20 protein-coding genes are annotated in these 17,412 nt (G+C 62.7%); 11 read left to right on the plus strand and 9 right to left on the minus strand.

Translation table 11 applies throughout. The features are described 5' to 3' along the window. Positions 1 to 65 precede the first annotated feature (65 nt). The 5 genes from coxB to G6N78_RS08710 are packed head-to-tail and all read left to right on the plus strand — an operon-like array spanning position 66 to position 5,700. Entirely contained in the window at positions 66 to 1,106 is a 1,041-nt protein-coding gene (gene coxB / locus G6N78_RS08690) for a cytochrome c oxidase subunit II (RefSeq protein ID WP_234905918.1), read from the plus strand. Next, a complete protein-coding gene (ctaD, locus tag G6N78_RS08695; protein ID WP_165217483.1) occupies positions 1,103 to 3,619 on the plus strand; it encodes a cytochrome c oxidase subunit I in 2,517 nt (838 codons plus the stop codon). Before coxB ends, ctaD begins: the two co-directional genes overlap by 4 nt. Before the next feature lie 4 nt (positions 3,620 to 3,623). Beyond that, positions 3,624 to 4,007, plus strand: a complete 384-nt coding sequence (locus tag G6N78_RS08700; protein WP_165217485.1) for a hypothetical protein — start codon at positions 3,624 to 3,626, stop codon at positions 4,005 to 4,007. Then, complete coding sequence (locus tag G6N78_RS08705; RefSeq protein ID WP_165217487.1) at positions 4,004 to 4,639, plus strand: cytochrome c oxidase assembly protein; 636 nt, start codon at positions 4,004 to 4,006, stop codon at positions 4,637 to 4,639. The genes G6N78_RS08700 and G6N78_RS08705 overlap by 4 nt, the downstream gene beginning before the upstream one ends. Continuing rightward, positions 4,639 to 5,700 carry a c-type cytochrome gene (locus G6N78_RS08710; protein ID WP_165217488.1) on the plus strand — a complete coding sequence of 354 codons (1,062 nt, stop codon included), beginning with the start codon at positions 4,639 to 4,641 and terminating at the stop codon, positions 5,698 to 5,700. Before G6N78_RS08705 ends, G6N78_RS08710 begins: the two co-directional genes overlap by 1 nt. A gap of 219 nt (positions 5,701 to 5,919) precedes the next feature. Here G6N78_RS08710 and G6N78_RS08715 read toward each other — a convergent pair whose 3' ends face one another. Continuing rightward, positions 5,920 to 6,192 carry a hypothetical protein gene (locus G6N78_RS08715; protein WP_165217490.1) on the minus strand — a complete coding sequence of 91 codons (273 nt, stop codon included), beginning with the start codon at positions 6,190 to 6,192 and terminating at the stop codon, positions 5,920 to 5,922. Positions 6,193 to 6,311: 119 nt separating this feature from the next. Here G6N78_RS08715 and G6N78_RS08720 point away from each other — a divergent pair, with 119 nt between their 5' ends. From G6N78_RS08720 to glgX, 3 genes are all read left to right on the plus strand, one after another. Continuing rightward, entirely contained in the window at positions 6,312 to 6,599 is a 288-nt protein-coding gene (locus G6N78_RS08720; protein WP_165217492.1) for a hypothetical protein, read from the plus strand. After that, a complete protein-coding gene (locus G6N78_RS08725; protein ID WP_165217493.1) occupies positions 6,596 to 6,805 on the plus strand; it encodes a hypothetical protein in 210 nt (69 codons plus the stop codon). Before G6N78_RS08720 ends, G6N78_RS08725 begins: the two co-directional genes overlap by 4 nt. Positions 6,806 to 6,889: 84 nt before the next feature. Further along, positions 6,890 to 8,971, plus strand: coding sequence for a glycogen debranching protein GlgX (gene glgX, locus G6N78_RS08730; protein ID WP_165217495.1), 2,082 nt, complete (start codon positions 6,890 to 6,892; stop codon positions 8,969 to 8,971). 162 nt (positions 8,972 to 9,133) lie between these two features. Here the strand turns inward: glgX and glgA are convergent, their stop codons facing one another. Further along, positions 9,134 to 10,603, minus strand: coding sequence for a glycogen synthase GlgA (gene glgA, locus G6N78_RS08735; protein WP_165217497.1), 1,470 nt, complete (start codon positions 10,601 to 10,603; stop codon positions 9,134 to 9,136). Positions 10,604 to 10,888: 285 nt separating this feature from the next. Further along, positions 10,889 to 11,212: a DUF2934 domain-containing protein gene (locus G6N78_RS08740; protein ID WP_165217498.1), complete on the minus strand. Its 324-nt coding sequence runs from the start codon at positions 11,210 to 11,212 to the stop codon at positions 10,889 to 10,891. Positions 11,213 to 11,393: 181 nt separating this feature from the next. On the opposite strand from G6N78_RS08740, the gene G6N78_RS08745 reads away from it, so the two are divergent. Continuing rightward, the gene (locus tag G6N78_RS08745) at positions 11,394 to 11,615 is read left to right on the plus strand and encodes a hypothetical protein (RefSeq protein ID WP_165217500.1); all 222 of its coding nucleotides are present in this window, start codon (positions 11,394 to 11,396) and stop codon (positions 11,613 to 11,615) included. A 137-nt stretch (positions 11,616 to 11,752) separates the two neighbouring features. On the opposite strand, the gene G6N78_RS08750 is transcribed toward G6N78_RS08745, so the two are convergent. The 3 genes from G6N78_RS08750 to G6N78_RS08760 form a co-directional block, all read right to left on the minus strand. Continuing rightward, positions 11,753 to 12,253, minus strand: a complete 501-nt coding sequence (locus tag G6N78_RS08750) for a YciE/YciF ferroxidase family protein (protein ID WP_165217502.1) — start codon at positions 12,251 to 12,253, stop codon at positions 11,753 to 11,755. An 81-nt stretch (positions 12,254 to 12,334) separates the two neighbouring features. Beyond that, complete coding sequence (locus G6N78_RS08755) at positions 12,335 to 12,499, minus strand: hypothetical protein (RefSeq protein WP_165217504.1); 165 nt, start codon at positions 12,497 to 12,499, stop codon at positions 12,335 to 12,337. Continuing rightward, a complete protein-coding gene (locus G6N78_RS08760) occupies positions 12,492 to 12,710 on the minus strand; it encodes a hypothetical protein (RefSeq protein ID WP_165217506.1) in 219 nt (72 codons plus the stop codon). Before G6N78_RS08760 ends, G6N78_RS08755 begins: the two co-directional genes overlap by 8 nt. A gap of 171 nt (positions 12,711 to 12,881) precedes the next feature. Between G6N78_RS08760 and G6N78_RS08765 the strand changes: the two genes are divergently transcribed. Continuing rightward, complete coding sequence (locus G6N78_RS08765; protein ID WP_165217507.1) at positions 12,882 to 13,214, plus strand: hypothetical protein; 333 nt, start codon at positions 12,882 to 12,884, stop codon at positions 13,212 to 13,214. Here G6N78_RS08765 and G6N78_RS08770 read toward each other — a convergent pair whose 3' ends face one another. Beyond that, positions 13,215 to 13,397, minus strand: coding sequence for a hypothetical protein (locus G6N78_RS08770; RefSeq protein ID WP_165214238.1), 183 nt, complete (start codon positions 13,395 to 13,397; stop codon positions 13,215 to 13,217). Positions 13,398 to 13,576: 179 nt separating this feature from the next. After that, on the minus strand, positions 13,577 to 13,945 hold the full coding sequence (locus tag G6N78_RS08775; RefSeq protein ID WP_165217509.1) for a hypothetical protein: 369 nt from the start codon (positions 13,943 to 13,945) through the stop codon (positions 13,577 to 13,579). Positions 13,946 to 14,074: 129 nt separating this feature from the next. Here G6N78_RS08775 and ku point away from each other — a divergent pair, with 129 nt between their 5' ends. Then, positions 14,075 to 14,878, plus strand: a complete 804-nt coding sequence (gene ku / locus G6N78_RS08780) for a non-homologous end joining protein Ku (RefSeq protein WP_165217511.1) — start codon at positions 14,075 to 14,077, stop codon at positions 14,876 to 14,878. Here the strand turns inward: ku and ligD are convergent. Continuing rightward, positions 14,875 to 17,412, minus strand: a complete 2,538-nt coding sequence (gene ligD, locus G6N78_RS08785) for a DNA ligase D (protein WP_165217513.1) — start codon at positions 17,410 to 17,412, stop codon at positions 14,875 to 14,877. The two genes, ku and ligD, sit on opposite strands and share 4 nt — an antisense overlap.

The raw sequence follows: 17,412 nt of genomic DNA on the forward strand, positions 1-17,412 counted from the left end.
TCGGGATCACGATCGCGTGTTCCCTCTCAACGCCATGGGCAGGGGCCGGAATGCAGGACGACCGCTTGACCGGCCAAAGCCGGCCAGATCGATCACCGTTTTTGCCGTATGCCACGCGGCCATTCCTCTTCCTGTCCGCCCTCTGTCTTCTGTCTTCCTGTGCCGGTGTCCAGTCGGCGCTCGATCCCGCCGGTGCCGAAGCCGATGCGGTCGCGACTCTGTTCTGGGTCATGGTGGCGGGCGGCGGGCTCATCTGGCTCCTGGTCGTCGGCCTCGTCATCTATGCCAGCCGGTTGCAGAAGGCGCCGGTGGCGGAAAGCACGGCCGGCAAGGTCATCCTGTTCGGCGGCGGTATCTTTCCCGTCGTGGTTCTGACGGCGCTTCTGTCCTATGCCGTCTGGCTGATGCCGGCGATGCGCCCCTGGTTCGGCGGTGAGGGCGAGGGCCTGCGCCGGATCGAGATCACGGCCGAGCAGTTCTGGTGGCGCGTCCGCTACCTCGATTCGTCCGGTACCGTGCTGCGCGAGAGCGCCAATGAGGTGCACATGCCCGTGGGCGAGCGGGTGCTGTTCCTGCTGAAGGCGAAGGATGTCATCCACTCCTTCTGGATCCCCTCGATCGGCGGCAAGATGGACGCCATCCCCGGGCGCACGAACGAGTTGCAACTCGAAGCGACGAAGCCCGGCTCCTACCGGGGCGCCTGCGCCGAATTCTGCGGCACCTCGCATGCGCTGATGGCATTCACCGTGCAGGCGATGGAGCCGGCGGAATTTGAGGACTGGCTTGCCTCAGATGGTACGGCGCAGGCTTCCGATGCAGGCTCCACAGATCGGGATCCGGGCCTTTCGGCCTTCCTGCGCAATGGCTGTTCCGCCTGCCACGCGATCAATGGCACGCCTGCCGATGGCAAGATCGGGCCGAACCTCAGCGCCTTTGGCACCCGCCCCACGATCGCCGCCGGGACGCTGCCGAATACCACGGCCAATCTCATCCGCTTCATCCAGTATCCGGATGCCATCAAGCCCGGTGTCCGCATGCCCGGCTTCTCCATGCTGCCCCGTGACGAGGTTGCGTCCATTGCCGACTATCTGAAAGGACTAGAATGACTGAGCTCGGACCGCTCCTTTCCGAAGACGAGCGCGCCGCGCAGGAAAAACGCCTGCGGGATGTCTGGCGCACGCCGTCCGGGTGGCGCTACTGGACCTCGGTCAACAACAGCGAAATCGGCATGTGGTACGGCTGCGCGGCCTTTTCCTTCATGCTGTTTGCCGGTCTGCTCGCACTTCTGGTGCGCCTGCAACTGGCCGTGCCGGACAACGATCTGCTGACGGCCGATTTCTTCAACCAGGCTTTCACCCTGCACGGCACGGTGATGATGTTCCTGTTTGCGGTGCCGATCTTCGAGGCGGTGGCGATCTTCGTCCTGCCGTCCATGCTGGGGTCGCGTGAGCTGCCGTTTCCGCGGCTTTCGGCCTTCGGCTTCTGGAGTTTTGCCATCGGCGGCGTCTTCGTCTGCGGCTCGATCTTCTTTGGTGCGGCGCCCAACAGCGGCTGGTTCATGTATCCGCCGCTCGCCACCGACAAGGACCAGACGGGCATCGGCGCGGACATCTGGCTGCTTGGCCTGTCCTTCATCGAGGTCGCGTCCATTGCGGCGGCCGTGGAACTGATCGTCGGCATCATGAAGTGCCGTGCGCCCGGCATGCGCATCAACATGATGCCGCTGTTTGCCTGGTACCTGCTGGTGGTGGCCGGGATGATCCTGTTTGCCTTCCCGCCGCTGATCGCCGGCGACCTGCTGTTCGAAATGCAGCGCATGTTCGACTGGCCCTTCTTCGACGCGGATCGGGGCGGCGATCCGCTTCTTTGGCAGCATCTGTTCTGGATCTTCGGCCACCCGGAAGTCTACATCATCTTCCTGCCGGCGATCGCGCTGATGGCGATGATCGTGCCGACCTTCGCCCAGCGGCCGATCGTCGGTTATTCGTGGATCGTGCTGGCGGCGGTGGGCACCGGCTTCCTGAGCTTCGGGCTCTGGGTGCACCACATGTTCGCGACGGGCCTGCCGCAGATCTCGCTCGCCTTTTTCTCTGCCGCCTCGGAGGCGGTCGTCATCCCGACCGGGGTGCAGATCTTCGTCTTCATCGCCACCATGCTGGCGGGCCGCGTCGTCTTTTCGGTGCCAATGCTGTTTGGCGCCGGCGGACTTGCGATCTTCATCATCGGCGGCCTGACCGGCGTGATGGTGGCGCTCGTGCCCTTCGACTGGCAGGCGCATGATACCTATTTCATCGTCGCGCATCTGCATTACGTGTTGATCGGCGGCATGCTGTTTCCGGTGACGGCGGGCATCTACTATTTCTACCCGTTCTTTTCCGGCAAGATGCTTTCTGCCCGCATCGGCAAGATCGCCTTCTGGCTGATGTTTATTGGCTTCAACGTCGGCTTCTTCCCGATGCATTTCACCGGCCTGCGGGGCATGCCGCGCCGTGTCTTTACCTATCCGGCCGAGATGGGCTGGGATTGGCTCAACCTCATCTCCACCATCGGCGCCTTCATCTTCGCCGCCGGCTTCGCGCTTGTCGTGATCGATGTCGTGCGGCCGAAGAAGAGCCAGCCGCATGCGCCGCAAAACCCGTGGAATGCCGGCACGCTGGAATGGCTGAACGAGCCGGAGGAAAACTGGGGCCTGCGGTCGATCCCGATCATCAGCAGCCGTTATCCGCTGTGGGATCAGCCTGATCTCAAACAGCACATCAAGGATGGCCGCTTCTATCTGCCCGATGCGGAGACGGGACACCGCGAGACGCTGGTCACCTCGGTGCTGGATGGCGAACCGCTGCAGGTGCTGCGCGTCGGCGGCACCTCGCATGTGACCATGCTGGCGGCGCTTCTGCTCGGCGGCGTCTTCATCGCGCTGACCTTCGAGTGGTGGTGGGTCACGATCGCCTGCGGTTTCGGGACGTTGTTTGCCATCCTCTACTGGCTTTGGACGGGAACGGCACCCATCCCGGAAACGGAATATCGGGACGCGGGCCTGGGGAAGAAATTCCCGCTCTATGTCTCCGGTCCTGCTTCGGTTGGCTGGTGGGCAATGTTCATCACCATGGTCGGCGATGCGACCGCCTTTGCGAGCCTCGCCTTCGGCTACTTCTTCTATTGGACGATCCACGATGATTTTACCGGCGGGCATGGCGGCCCAGGCCTGTTCTGGCCGATGTGGGCGGCCGGGCTGTTCGTTCTGGCCTGGCTCTCGATGGTGGTTGCCCGTTCCATCAACGAACGGAACCTGAAGGGCCTGACGCGCCTGCTTCTGGTGCTCTCCTTTGTCCTGACCCTTTGCGGCACGGCGGCGGGACTGATGGGACCTTACAGTTTCGGCCTCGAGCCGACCGCGCATGTCTATCCTGCCGTCGTCTGGATCCTGGTCATCTGGACATCGGTCCATGCGCTGGTGGCGCTCATCATGCAGCTTTACTGCCTGGCGCGCAGTTTTGCCGGACGGCTGACCGCCGCATACGACCAGGACCTGCACAATGTGGTGCTCTACTGGCACTTCATGCTGTTCACGGCGGTGGTGACCTTCGTCACCATCGGCCTCTTCCCGAGCTTGAGGTAAGCCCATGAAAAGCGTCATCCCGCGCGAGGTCGAAACGCTCTGGACCCTCTTCACCGCACCGGTGGTGTGGGCAGGCCACTTCCTTGTCTGTTACGTGGTCATGGCAGTCTATTGTGCGAAGCCGGGTTTTCTGGGTGTCAGCTTCGACGGGTACCGGCTGGCGCTGGCGGGGTTCACCCTTGCCTGCCTCGCCTTCATCGTTTTCTCCGCCTATCTCGCCTGGCGTCAGTGGGGATTTGGCTCGGCAGAGCCACCGCATGCGAAAGCGACCGATCTGGACCGCCGGCGCTTCCAGGGCTTTGCGACGCTGCTGCTCTCCGGCCTCAGTTTCGTCGCGGTCGTCTTCACCGCCATTCCCCTTCTCTTGCTTGCGGAGTGTCAGGCATGAGACGCATCAGCCTGATCCTGGGTTTCCTGCTGTTGAACCTGGCCTGGACGATTCTGGTCCTGGGGGATCCTGCCTCGTTCTCCATCCACATGATCGTCCACATGGCGGTGGTGACCGGCGTTGCACCGCTCTTGGCGGTGGGGATTTCCGGCACGCGGTATGACCTCGTATCGAAGAGCCCCATCCTGACCCCTTTGGTGGCATCGATGATCGAACTCGTGGCAGTCTGGGGTTGGCATCTGCCCGCCCTTCGGGCGCTGGCCGAAAGCGCACCATTCTTTCGCGTGCTGGAGCAGGTCACGTTCCTTGTTGCCGGCCTCATCCTATGGCTCTCCTGTTTCGGCGGGTCCGGCGTGGGGCAGGAGCAGCGGCGCCTGGGCGGCACGCTGGGGCTGCTGTTCACCTCCATGCACATGACGCTGCTCGGCGCGCTGCTCTCGCTGTCGCCGCGGCCTCTCTACGGCGAAGGGTTCGTGACCTGTTTCGGCGTGCCGCTTTCGGCAGGACAGGATCAGCAGATCGGCGGCGTCGTGATGCTGATGGTGGGTGCCGCCGTTTATCTGGCGGGGGGCGTGACATTGCTCGCCCGCACTCTCAACGCGCCGTTTGCGGCAAAGGCGAGGGAGGGCTGATGATCATCCGCTGGAAATACATCATCGCGGCGGCCGTGGCGGCGCCTCTTCTGGCGCTGCTGGTGGCCTGGTCGGGCCTCATCGGCATCGGCGCGTCGAGCGGCCACTGGGCGGTCACCGACTGGTTCCTGCACTGGGCGATGCGCAGTTCCACCCGCACCGCGGCGATGGGGATCGACGTGCCGCCCTTTGACAATCCCGAAATGCTGCCAATGGCCGCCGGCCATTACGAGCAGGGTTGCTCGATCTGTCACGGCTCTCCGGCGATGGATCGCTCTGCCGTCGTGTTCGGCATGCTGCCGGTTCCGCCGGATCTCAAACCGCGCATCCCGCTTTGGACCGATGCCGAGCTCTTCCAGATCGTCCAGCACGGCGTGCGGTTTACCGGCATGCCCGCCTGGCCAACGCAGGTGCGCAAGGACGAGGTTTGGGCCATGGTCGCGTTCCTGCGGCAATTGCCGGGCATGTCGGCGGAACGCTACAGCGAACTGTCGGGCATTCACGCGGATGAGGGCGGCGCGGATGACACGCTTCTCACCTGCCAATCCTGCCACGACGAGCAGCGCCTGAACGGACGAAGCCTCATTCCCTCGCTTGCCGGTCAGTCCGAGGCCTATCTCAGGGCGAGCCTGATGGCCTATATCCAGCAGGACCGCCACAGCGGCATCATGCAGACCGCCATCCAGGGGCTGGATGCCAATGAAGTTGCGGAGTTTGCCAAATATTATGCGGAGATGGACCGCCTTCCAATCGCAGCGGATGCCGTCAATCCGCGCGGCGCCGATATAGCCGCGGGCCGGCAACTGGCGATGCAGGGGCGGCCGAAGGACCGTATTCCGGCCTGCCTGACCTGCCATGAGAAACCGGATGGCAATCCGCTCTATCCCAGCATCGCCGGCCAGAGTGTTCTCTACCTATCGCGGCAGTTGCATCTCTTCCGCAGCGGAGAACGAGGCGGCACCCGGGCGCATCACCTGATGACGCAGGCCGCCGATCATCTGACGGACGCCGACATCGAAAATCTGGCCGCTTATTTTGCAGGCGGCATGCCCGACACCTGACGCCGGGCCAGTCTACGTATCGTGCCCGTTCAGACGGGAACGATCATCATGTAGCAGGCTGCGATGGTCAGAACGACGGTGGCAGCTTCAACCCATTCTCTGGTCATGTCTCTCTCTCCCGTGGTCTGCGGCAGAAACGGATGAGCCTGCACCCGGTTCCACAGTCTCGCCACACATGTGAAGAATGAGACGCGAATCTGGCGTAGAGATGACGAAGCGTTAAGAATTGCGGGCAGTGGCTCTGGCGCGGGCCCGTGCCGCCTCGAGAATCGCACGGACTTCCGTGGCCGCGGCGGTTTCGATTGCGATGCCTTCGCCCGGAACGGCGCCCGGATCTTCTTCATGGTCCTTGTAGCTGGCATCATCCGCCAGCCGTTTGGTGAAGGCTTTCACGCTTTCCTCCCCGCCCAGCAGGGCGGCGATGAAATCGATCATCAATTCGCGGTGTGCGTTCAGCTTTCCTTCCAGCTGTTCCGGGCTCAGAGCAGTCATCGGCAATCCTCCAGTCGAACAATTCAGACAATGGCGGCGTCAGATAGGGCGCGATCGGGCCGGGGGAACAATGGTGGTGTCGAGAATGTTGTCTTCAGCAAATCGGAAGGAGATGTGAGATGAACCCGATATTCTCCGGAGGACAGAACGGGCCAGGTCGCGACGCCCGTGACCGCCTGATCCTCGCGCTCTATGCGCAGCTGAAGGCCGAACGCGACACCCGCGAAGCACTGGAACATGTGATTCGCAACGGAGCGATTTCTCCGGAAGTCCTGGAAGCGATCGCGTCTGACCCGGTCCCTGTTGCGGCGGAAGCCGATATCGCCGCCGTGGAGCGCGTGGTGGCCTTCGACAGGAGCAAACGCGACCGCCGCGCGGCGATGTCGGTCGAGGAGGCGTCGTCATGAAGCGGGTTGTTCTGGCAGCATGTGTGCTGATCGGCCTCTCGTCCTGCGATTCCGGGCAGGACACCCAGAGCGATCCGATCGACGACACTCAGGAGCAGAACCAGCTGGACGGCAATACAGCGCCGACCACCAGGGACCCCACGCCGCAAACCGGCACCGGTGGGCAGAGCCCCGTCAATTCTCCGTCCGGTACCGTTCGGCAGTAACGGAAAGAGCTGCATCCGCGGCGTCTGAGGGAACGAATCCCGCGCCTGCGCTTTGTCTGCGCAGATTCAGCAACAAGGTGCGGCATGGACGGAAATCTTCAGACACTGACGGTGAGCCCTGGCTCCTGGCTCGAATTGGGTGCCAATTTCGATGGCAAGGGCACCAATTTCGCAATCTTCTCCGCCCATGCGGACCGGATAGAGCTTTGCCTCTTCGATCCGACCGGAAAGACCGAAATCGCCCGGATCGAGATGCCAGAATATACCAACGAAATCTGGCACTGCTATCTGCCGGGCATAAAGCCAGGCCAGCTTTACGGTTATCGGGTGCACGGACCCTTCGATCCCGAGAACGGGCACCGGTTCAACCCGAACAAGCTCCTCATCGATCCTTACGCGCGCGAACTGGTGGGACAGTACGACTGGAACGATGCCCACTTCGCCTACGACATCTATCACGACGACAAGGACCTGACCTTCGACGAGCGGGACAGTGCACCGTTTACGCCGAAATGCCGGGTCATCGACCCCTTCGCCTTCGACTGGAGCTCGGACAAGCGGCCCAATGTGTCCTGGCCGCAGACGATCGTCTACGAGACCCATGTCAAAGGCTTCACGAAGCTCAACCCCGCCATTCCTCAGGACATGCGCGGGACATTCGACGGCATGGGCCACAAAGCGACGGTGGATTACATCAAGAGCCTCGGCATCACCTCCGTCGAACTGATGCCCGTGCACGAATTCCCGGACGACCAGCACCTCCTGGACAAGGGCCTGCACAACTTCTGGGGCTACAACACGATCGGCTTCTTTGCGCCGGCATCGCGTTACTATGGTCCCAAGGGCATCCAGGGTTTCCGCGACATGGTGCGCGCCTTCCATGATGCCAATATCGAGGTGATCCTCGACGTGGTCTATAACCACACGGCGGAAGGCAATGAGCTTGGGCCGACGCTGTCCTTCAAGGGCATCGACAACTTTTCCTATTACCGCACACTCTCCGACAATCATCGTTACTATATCAACGATACCGGAACCGGGAACACCGTGAATACCTCGCATCCGCGCGTGCTGCAGATGGTGATGGATTCACTGCGTTACTGGGTGGAGCACATGCATGTCGATGGCTTCCGCTTCGATCTCGGCACCATTCTAGGCCGCGAGCCGGAAGGGTTCGACGAGCGTGGCGGCTTCTTCGACGCCATCACCCAGTGCCCGATCCTGTCCCGCGTCAAACTCATCGGCGAGCCGTGGGATATCGGTCCGGGCGGTTATCAGGTCGGCGGCTTTCCGCCCGGCTGGGCCGAATGGAACGACAAGTATCGTGATACCACGCGCGAATACTGGAAGGGCGACCAGAATACGGCGCCGGATTTCGCGGCGCGCCTGCTAGGCTCCGGCGACATCTACGACCTGCGCGGCCGTCGCCCGTGGGCCAGCGTCAACTTCCTCGCCGCGCATGACGGCTTCACGCTGAACGATCTCGTTTCCTACAACGAGAAGCACAACGAGGCGAACGGCGAAGACAATAACGACGGCCACAATGACAACCGCAGCTACAACTACGGCGCGGAAGGCCCGACGGAGGACGAGGGCATCAATGCGGTGCGCGAGCGGCAAAAGCGCAACTTCCTTGCTACGCTCTTCCTGTCGCACGGCACGCCGATGCTGCTGGCCGGCGACGAATTCGGTCGCAGCCAGATGGGCAACAACAACGGCTACTGCCAGGACAGCGAGATCTCGTGGATCCAGTGGGAAGATCTGCCGGAGACCAACGAAGCTCTCCGCAGCTTTACCAAGCATATCATCAAGCTGCGCCAGACCCAGCCGATCTTCCACCGCGAGAACTGGCGCGACGGTATGGAGGTGAACTGGTTCAATGCCGGTGGCGGCTATCAGCAGCCGGAGCAGTGGCTGGAAGGCACGACGCTCGGCCTGCATCTCGGCCGCCGGGACCTCGAGGGACAAAAGGGCGTCTGGTCCGATGTCCTCCTGCTGTTCAACCCGTTCGAGGGGCAGGTCCCGTTCAAGATCCCGCCGCTCAACAAGGGCAAATGGATTCTCGAACTGACCACCGCCGACCCCTCCATCCGCGGTCAGGAAATCGACCAGGACGAGGATTTCGATCTGGAAGGCAGAACGCTCGCCGTGTTCCGGCGCGGCTGAAGCTTCGATCTTCGACCTTCATCACCAACAATGGCCGGCGTTTCCGAACGCCGGCCATTGTCGTTCCGGTCTTCTGTGCCTTGCGCCGTAGGGACAAGACGGAAAAACCGCCGCAGCCTTTCCTCCGGGCGGTCGTCACTGAGCTTGATGATGGGACCGGGATCAGGCGCCGATCGAGTGGCGAAGGCCGTCTTCGGTACGGCGCTTGATCAGGCTGAAATAGATCGCGGCGTATTTTTCCGCGCTCCGTTCCCAGGAAAAACGTGTCTTCATGCCCTGGTTCTGCAGGCGTGCCCAGTTGCGCGTATCGGCATAGGTATCGAGCGCACGGCGAAGGGCAAGGCGCAGGCCCTCGGTGTTGACCGGATGGAACTGGAAGCCGGTCGCCACGCGCGCCGACATCGCGGCATCATTGGCGTCGATGATGGTCTCCGAGAGACCGCCGGTGCGGGACACGACGGGCACGCAGCCATAGCGCAGGGCGTAGAGCTGGGTCAGCCCGCAGGGCTCGAAGCGGGACGGCTGGACAATGGCATCCGAGCCGCCATGGATCAGATGCGCGGTCGGTTCGTCATAGCCGACATGTACCGCCATGCGGCCCGGATAACGGGCTGCCGTTGCTCTCAAAGCCCGTTCGATTTCGCCATCGCCCTGGCCGAACACGATCACCTTGCCGCCGTTATAAAGCACCTCGTCGGCGGCCTCGGCGAACATGTCCATGCCCTTTTGCCAGGTAAGGCGCGTGACGGCGGAAAAGACGGGACCATTGTCCTGCTCCAGGCCGAAGCGGTCGAGCAGCACGCTGCGGTTCTCCCGCTTGCGTTTGAGGCTGGTGGCATCGTAGTTGCGCGGCAGGTAGGGGTCCGTCAGCGGGTTCCAGACGTCGAGGTCGATGCCGTTGACGATGCCACGCAGCGCCATCACCCGCTCGTTCAAGACGCCGTCCAGCCCCATGCCGAACCGGCTGGTGAGGATCTCGCGCGCATAAGTCGGGCTCACCGTGGTGATGATATCCGCCGTCTGCAGGCCACCCTTCAGGTAGCTGATGTCACCGAAATATTCGAGGCAGTTGGTGGTGAAGACGTGCTCCGGCAGGCCGATGGCCGACAGCCGGTCGCGCTCGAACTGGCCCTGGAAGGCAAGATTGTGGATGGTGAGCACCACGGGCAGGTCGCATCCCATCTCGCGCATGTAGACGGAGGTGAGGGCCGACTGCCAGTCATGGGTGTGGACGAGATCCGGCTGCCAGCCGGGCAGCGCTCCGTTGGCGATCTCCGCCGCGGCGCGCGAGAGCGCGGCAAAACGCTTCCAGTTGTCGGCATGATCGCGGCCTTCGCCATCGACATAGGGACCGCCTGAGCGGTGATAGAGGCTCGGGCAATCCAGGAGGAGAAGATCCAGTCCATGCGCCTTTGCGTGGATCAGCGAGGCGCGTTCGCCGAGGATATCGTCGAAGCTCATCAGGATCGAGGTCTGCCCCACCTTTTCCAAGACAGACGGATAGGCCGGCAGCAGGGTCGTGGTTTCCACACCGCTCAGCGCCAGGGCCTTCGGCAGGGAACCGGTGACGTCGGCAAGGCCGCCCGTCTTCACCAGCGGAAACAGTTCCGACGTCACTGAGAGTACTTTCATCCGCGGCATGTCCCTCTTTCGAAGGTTGGGACCACCGAAGCGCTCACGGCTGGGGCGGCTCCGGCGATCGTCGAAGACAGAGGGCGCGTTCATCATTGCGATCTCCTCCACGCGCTCATCGCGTGATGGCCAACGTCCAGGCCGGGGTCAGCGTTCCAGTCGCACTCGGAAATCGAATCAGCAGAAGATCTAATATACATACCACATCCGGAAAAAACGGATTACGCGCCGACGCGGGCCATGCCCGCGCCGGTCAAATCGATACTCTTTGAGGAGAAACTGGTGTCAGGCGCCCGGCGTTTTCCGGGCCCGCTTTTTCGGAGCAGCCTCGCTTGCGGGTGCTTCCTTGGCTTTCGGCGCGGCCTTGGCGCGTGCGGCAGGTTTTGCCGCGGGTTTGGTCTCGGCGGTGGCTGCAGGTTTTGCATCCGCCGGCTTGGCGTCAGCCGCCTTGGATTTGCGGGCCGCCGGCGCCTTTTTGGCCCCACCGTTCACCGTCTTGTATTCCTGCGCTGCGCGCTCCCAATGTTCGGCGTCCTTGCCATGCGGACGACCTTCTTCTTCCCACAGGGCATAGGCCCGGTTTTTGATCCATTCTTCTGAGACCGCCATCTTCCTCTCCATTCGCCCGAGCATCAAAACGCACATCTACCGAGAAGGTTCCCGCAGGATGCACGGATTGTGTGCGTTGCAGCGGTTCGGCGCAATCCCTTATTTTTTCAGAATTTCGGAAGGGCGCTGGAACTTCTTCTTGATCCGTTCGTTTGGGCGGCGGGCAAGGAGGGCCCACTCCATGGAAAAGCGCTTCGACATCATCCCGCATGAGACCGGCTGGATCTACGTGATCGACGGACAGCCTTCGGCGTCGTTCCCTTGTTATGACCTGGCGCTGAAAGCAGCCAGCGCACATGCCGATCGGGAACTTGAGACGCTGAGGCGGCCGATTTTCCGGCGCCTGGAAGTCAGTGGAGAAATGATCCCGGTCACGCGCCCCACCCATCACCATCCCTGGTGATCCGACACCCACGAATGTCAAAGGGCCCGCGCGAATTACCGCTGCGGGCCCTTTTCGTGTCTCGATCCGATTTCGACCGGACATCTGTCGTGATCGGCGGCCATGCCTGCACCGTGTTGGGGCGCAGGCAAAGCGGATCAGGCAGCCTTCTTGGCTGCAGCGTTCACGGTGTCTTCTGCCAGACCGGTGAGCTTCTCGTCGGTGCGCTCTTCTTCGGCGAGCGTTTCCTCGATCAGGGACACGGCATCCTTCAGGCCAAGCTGCTTGGCCCAGGCGCGCAGCGTGCCGTAGCGGCTGATTTCGTAGTGCTCGACGGCCTGTGCGGCGGCAAGCAGACCGGCGTCAAGAGCAGGCGTGCCCTTGAACTCGTCTATGATCTCTTCACCTTCCTCGATGATGCCTTCGATGGCGGCGCAGGTCTTGCCACGCGCCCGCTTGCCGATCAGTTCAAAGATCTGCTGCAGACGTTCGATCTGACCGTCCGTTTCGTCCTTGTGCATCTGGAAGGCCTGCTTCAGCTCGTCGCTCTGCGCGGCACGTGCCATCTTCGGCAGCGCCTTGGAAATCTTGCGCTCGGCGTAATAGATGTCTTTCAGGGTCTCGTAGAAGAGGTCGTCCAGCGTCTTCGTGGCGGCCATGGTGTTTCTCTCCTTGATGTTCTTCCCGGATCGGCTGATCCGCGCTCCATAACCGTCTCTGTGTCACAAGGTTCCGCGGTTTCAGGTGCGCCGGCTTGGCTTTTCGTAAAGGTCCTGGATCGCCGCATCCTGCCCGACCTCTTCCGACCGCGTCAGCCGGCGGCGGCGCATCATGGAATAGACAAAGGCTGCTCCGAGCAGCACCGGGCCGAGTGCCACGGCGATGAACCAAAGATTGTCAATCATTCCCGCCCTCCTTCGCCTCCGCCCGCTGCCGGGCGGCATCTTCGGCGGGATAATCATTGGCGCGACGCTTCTTCTCGCCGATCGGATCGTCGGCAAAGATATCGGCTTCGCCCTGCACGTAGCCGCTCGGGCGATTTTCGGCTGGACCTTCCCAGCGTGGCCATTGCGAGGTTTCGCCGGGCTTGCCCTGGTCGTGAGGTTGGTGTGTCATGGCTGTCTCCTATCGGTGTGAGCCTCTAAGAACCGAACCCCCTGTTGAGCGGCTTTGTTCCGCCTTCAAGGCCCGGAAGGCCGATCGTTTCAGCGATGCGGAACGATGTGACGATGGCTCGCGTTCTTCGCGCAGGGCGGGCCGGGCGTGAGACACATCGGGAGAAGACCCATGGACGAACAGTTGAAGATCTATCGTCTGGTGCCGAGCGCACCGCTGGATGATCCGCAGTGGATGGACCGGCCGCCGCAGGGCGAAATCGTCGTGCGGGCACGCACCAGCGGTGACGCGCGCGTGGTGGCAAGCGAAGCGGAACTGGATTTCACGGAAATCGATGCCCTGCCGGCGGAGGGCAATTCCACGGAAATGGCCAGCGCCTTCCGCAGCGAAAAACTCTACACCGTCATCGAGGATGTCAGCGGTCGTTTCAGCGGAGAGGGGCCGCGGCAGGTGGTGGATGGGACGGTGCGCATCGATACCATCCTGCCGGTGCAGGTGGACTGATCACTCTTTCGAGGGCTGATCCAGCTTCTCGTTCAGCGCCTTCTGCAATTCAAGGGCAAGCTCCATCAGCCGATCCGGCACCGGCTCCTTTTCGATGGCCGCAAGGAGATGGGCAACCTTGCCACCGACCTTGTTGCCGAGGGCGCCTTTTACGTCCGCATTCAAACTCGTCTCTTCTGCCATTTCGACCTCGTGGAACCTGAAGCTTGCACCGCGGCATGTCGTTTCGATTGCTGCAGTACCTTCTAAACTACTGCAAAAGCAGAACGGTCCCGAAAGTCAATCAGATCTCTGGCAGCAAACAGCCCGGCCGCATGTTCTGCAACCGGGCTGTGTCTTCTCAGCCAGTATCGGCGCGCGGTTTAGCCGCGTCCATTGCGCCCCGGAATGGAGGTAATGGTGGCCGAAACCGGATCGCTTGCCGGAAAACTGTCTTCCAGGCCTTCCTGCAACTGGTCTTCCAGCGTATCCGGCGTTCCCCGGCTGCTCGCGGTCGCTGCACCGCGACCGTCCTGCGCCTCCCCGTCGATCATCTCGTCCGGCAGTTCGCCCGCTGACACGACGCGGCTCAGGAAATCCTTGGCCTTGGCCACGGCGTTGGTCCGGTTGATGTCTTCGGTCTTGGAGCGCAGGCTGACGGAGATCACGTCGCCGTTGTCCTCGATGAACTCGACGGTATAGCCGGCGTTGCCGCTTCCTTCCGCAATCACCTGCGTGCCCACAATGCTCATGATGGATGCCTTTCCGGTTTGTTCTTCGTCGCCCCAACAACGAGACGGATGGTCTCTTTGTTCCCGCCTCTGAAGGCTACGGAACCGGTCGCAGTCTGGCGGGTTTCCTGCGGGAACGGAGGAAGTGACATGGCGCCACGCGTGTTCTGGAAAGGTTATCTGAAGCTCTCGCTGGTGACCTGCCGGGTGACAATGACGCCTGCGGTCTCCGAGGGAGGCAAGGTGCGCTTCCATAACCTCAACAGCCGGACGAAGAACCGCGTTCTCAGCCGCTACGTCGATGCAGTGACGGGAAAGCCGGTCGAGGAAGAGGATCAGGTAAAGGGCTACGAGCGCGGCGAGGATGACTATGTCCTGTTCGAGGACGAGGAATTGGAGGATGTCGGGCTCGAAAGCACACGCACCATTGATATCGAGACCTTCGTTCCGGCCTCGGACATCGGCTGGATCTGGTACGATCGCCCGCATTTTCTGGCGCCCGACGACAAGGTGGGCGAGGAGGCTTTTTCGGTGATCCGCGAGGCGATGCGGGTGACCGGCACGGCGGGCATTGCCCGGCTGGTGATGTACCGCCGCGAGCGGGCGGTGATGCTGGTGCCGCATGACAAGGGGATCGTCGTCTGGACGCTGCGTTACGGCGATGAGGTGCGCGACCCGGCTCCGTATTACGAGACGGTCGATCCGGCCAAACACGATGCCAGGCATCTCACCTTGATGAAGAAGCTGATTGCCGAGCGCACCGAGGATTGGACGCCCGACATGGCGGACGATCCGGTGCAGGAGAGGCTGCTCGACATCATCGACAGCCGCAAGAAGAAGCGCAAGACGCAGAAGAAGGCAACGCCTCCACCAGAGCGCCGCGACAATGTCATTGACATCATGAGCGCGCTGAAGAAAAGCCTGGAAGGGGAGCGCAAGGGCAAGGGGCGTTAGCGGCGCCCGCGTTTCCCCTTCGCCGCGGTCGGAAGAGGCGCCTCGGCCTGGCGGAAATCGGCCCAAGGATCTCCCTCCAGCGCGTGAATCCGGGCAGGTGCATTTTCGACCGTGAAGTGGTTGGGGCCGATGCCGTCGCCAAGCTCGTCCCAGGAGAGCGGCATGGAGACGGGGGCACCGGGCCGGGCGCGGGTGGAGTAGGGAGCAACGGCGGTCGCGCCGCGGCCGTTGCGCAGGTAGTCGATCAGGATCTTGCCGCGGCGCTTCGATTTCGTGATGGTCGAGACGTAGAGGTCGGGGCTGTCGCTGGCCATCGCATCGGCAAGTGCCTTCATCGCCGCCTTCACCTCCGGCCACTCGGCCTTCGGCTTGACCGGCGCCACCACATGCAGACCCTTGCCCCCCGACGTCTTGACGAAACCGGTGAGGCCCATCTCCTGCATCCGCGCGCGCACCTCCTGTGCCGCCTCGATCACCGCCTGCCAGGAGACGCCATCGCCGGGATCGAGGTCGATATTGACCATATCCGGTTTTTCCCAGTCGTTCAGCGTCGAACCCCAGGGGTGGATCTCCAGCGTGCCGCCCTGCACCAGGCCGATCAGCCCGTCGAAATCGCGAATGGCGATGTTCTGCTCACCCGGCTTGGTCGGGTCCTCCACCAGAAGCGCGTGCTTGGTCATGCCGCGCCAGGCGTGTTTCTGGAAAAACAGCGGCTTGTCGATGCCGTCCGGTCCGCGCAGGAGGGCGAGCGGCCGGTTGACGATGAAGGGCGCCATCAGTCGCCAGACGTCGGCGTAATAATCGGCAAGTCCGGCTTTGGTCACGCCGGCATCCGGCCAGTAGACGCGGTCCGGGTGGGTCAGCGTGACCGTGCGTTTCGGGGTCGGGGCAGCCTTTGCAGCGGCGGGTGAAGGCGGGCCGCTCTCGCGGACGATGGTCTCCGCCGGCTTGTCCTCGCGCAGGCCCCGGAAGGCGGCATGGCGGAGGTGAGCGTCGCCGGTCCAGCCGCGAAATTCCACCTCCGCCACCAGCTTCGGCTCCACGAACACCACGTCACGGCGTTCCAGAGCGGTCAGCTTTTCGGCGAACGGGCTCTTGTCACTCTTCAATCCCTGCAGCGTCTTGAACAGGGACTGTGCTGTCCGGTTGGAATAACCGGTGCCGACGCGGCCGGCATGCGTCAACTCGCCGTCCTCGTAATAGCCCATGACCAGCGAGCCGATGGCGGTCTTCGAGACGGAGGAGGGGACATAGCCGGCGATGACGAATTCCTGCCTTGCCGAACATTTCGATTTCACCCAGTCCTTGCCGCGGCCGGACCGATAAGGGGCGGTCGCCACCTTGGAAATGATGCCCTCGAGGCTCAGCCGGCAGGCGTGCTTCAGCACGATCCCACCTTCGTCCGAAAAATGCTCGCTGTAGCGGAGCGGCAGGGCAGCCTCCTTCAGCAGGGCCTCCAGCGCCGCCTTGCGGTCTGTCAACGGAGCGGCGGTCAGGTCCATGCCGTCGCGGTAGAGAAGATCGAAGGCGTAGAAGGTGAAGCGGTCGGCGCGGCCTTCGCTGAGATCCTGCTGCAGCAGGGAAAAATCCGTGGCACCGGATCCCGCCTCCACCGCCACCTCGCCGTCGATGATGGCGCTTTCGGTCGGCAGGGCGGCCAGGGCCCCGACGATCTGGGTTCCGAAGCGGTCCGTCCAGTCGAGACCGGTTCGGGTCAGCAACCGTACGCTCCCCTTGTCGATCCGCGCCTGGAGGCGGTAGCCGTCGAGCTTCACCTCGTGCAGCCAGCGCTTGCCCGTCGGGGCAGACTTCACGAGCGTTGCCAGCTGCGGCTCGACGAAATCCGGTATCTCGGCCGTCTTGGCGCCCTTGATGGCCGGTGTCGCTTTTGCCCTCGGCGGCTTTGCTGCGGTTTTCGCTGGCGCTGCTGTCTTCTGCGGGCTTGCGGATTTGGACGCTGCGGCCTTCTTGCCGGTGCCCAAGTCCTCCACCCGCCGACCGGTCTTGACCGAATTCGGTTGTTCTTCGAGAATATCGGGATCGGTTTCGCTGCGGGCAAACTCATCTTCGGCCTTGATCAGCAGCCAGTTCTCCCGGGCCTCGCCCTCCTTGCCCGCCATGCGCACCAGATGCCAGCGGCCGGACAGCTTTTCGCCGTCCAGCTCGAATTCCAGATGACCCTTGCGATAGGCTTTCTTCAGGTCGCCGATCGGCGTCCACGTGCCGCGATCCCAGACGATGACGCTGCCGGCACCATAATTGCCGGCGGGGATCGTGCCCTCGAAGTCGCCGTAATCGAGCGGATGGTCCTCCACATGCACGGCGAGGCGTTTTTCCCCAGGCACGAGGCTTGGGCCGCGCGTCACGGCCCAGCTTTTCAAGACGCCGTCCATTTCCAGGCGGAAATCGTAATGCAGGCGCCGCGCGGCATGCTTCTGGATGACGAAGCTGTTGCCGGCGTTTTTGCCCTTGCGGCCCTTCGGCTCGGGAGACAGCTTGAAATCGCGTTTCTGGTTGTAGCTCTGCAGGCCCAT

The sequence above is a fragment of the Allorhizobium pseudoryzae genome, from assembly GCF_011046245.1.
In the GTDB taxonomy this organism is placed as follows: domain Bacteria; phylum Pseudomonadota; class Alphaproteobacteria; order Rhizobiales; family Rhizobiaceae; genus Neorhizobium; species Neorhizobium pseudoryzae.

Excerpts from the sequence above, each read along its gene's own strand:
- ku (WP_165217511.1), top strand. The coding sequence starts at position 14,075 with ATGGCGCCACGCGTGTTCTGGAAAGGTTATCTGAAGCTCTCGCTGGTG.
- G6N78_RS08710 (WP_165217488.1), top strand. The coding sequence starts at position 4,639 with ATGATCATCCGCTGGAAATACATCATCGCGGCGGCCGTGGCGGCGCCT.
- glgA (WP_165217497.1), bottom strand. The coding sequence starts at position 10,603 with ATGAAAGTACTCTCAGTGACGTCGGAACTGTTTCCGCTGGTGAAGACG.
- G6N78_RS08715 (WP_165217490.1), bottom strand. The coding sequence starts at position 6,192 with ATGACTGCTCTGAGCCCGGAACAGCTGGAAGGAAAGCTGAACGCACAC.
- G6N78_RS08750 (WP_165217502.1), bottom strand. The coding sequence starts at position 12,253 with ATGGCCGCCACGAAGACGCTGGACGACCTCTTCTACGAGACCCTGAAA.
- G6N78_RS08745 (WP_165217500.1), top strand. The coding sequence starts at position 11,394 with ATGGAAAAGCGCTTCGACATCATCCCGCATGAGACCGGCTGGATCTAC.
- G6N78_RS08705 (WP_165217487.1), top strand. The coding sequence starts at position 4,004 with ATGAGACGCATCAGCCTGATCCTGGGTTTCCTGCTGTTGAACCTGGCC.
- G6N78_RS08760 (WP_165217506.1), bottom strand. The coding sequence starts at position 12,710 with ATGACACACCAACCTCACGACCAGGGCAAGCCCGGCGAAACCTCGCAA.
- G6N78_RS08700 (WP_165217485.1), top strand. The coding sequence starts at position 3,624 with ATGAAAAGCGTCATCCCGCGCGAGGTCGAAACGCTCTGGACCCTCTTC.
- G6N78_RS08775 (WP_165217509.1), bottom strand. The coding sequence starts at position 13,945 with ATGAGCATTGTGGGCACGCAGGTGATTGCGGAAGGAAGCGGCAACGCC.
- G6N78_RS08770 (WP_165214238.1), bottom strand. The coding sequence starts at position 13,397 with ATGGCAGAAGAGACGAGTTTGAATGCGGACGTAAAAGGCGCCCTCGGC.
- glgX (WP_165217495.1), top strand. The coding sequence starts at position 6,890 with ATGGACGGAAATCTTCAGACACTGACGGTGAGCCCTGGCTCCTGGCTC.
- G6N78_RS08740 (WP_165217498.1), bottom strand. The coding sequence starts at position 11,212 with ATGGCGGTCTCAGAAGAATGGATCAAAAACCGGGCCTATGCCCTGTGG.
- G6N78_RS08725 (WP_165217493.1), top strand. The coding sequence starts at position 6,596 with ATGAAGCGGGTTGTTCTGGCAGCATGTGTGCTGATCGGCCTCTCGTCC.
- G6N78_RS08720 (WP_165217492.1), top strand. The coding sequence starts at position 6,312 with ATGAACCCGATATTCTCCGGAGGACAGAACGGGCCAGGTCGCGACGCC.
- ligD (WP_165217513.1), bottom strand. The coding sequence starts at position 17,412 with ATGGGCCTGCAGAGCTACAACCAGAAACGCGATTTCAAGCTGTCTCCC.
- ctaD (WP_165217483.1), top strand. The coding sequence starts at position 1,103 with ATGACTGAGCTCGGACCGCTCCTTTCCGAAGACGAGCGCGCCGCGCAG.
- G6N78_RS08755 (WP_165217504.1), bottom strand. The coding sequence starts at position 12,499 with ATGATTGACAATCTTTGGTTCATCGCCGTGGCACTCGGCCCGGTGCTG.
- G6N78_RS08765 (WP_165217507.1), top strand. The coding sequence starts at position 12,882 with ATGGACGAACAGTTGAAGATCTATCGTCTGGTGCCGAGCGCACCGCTG.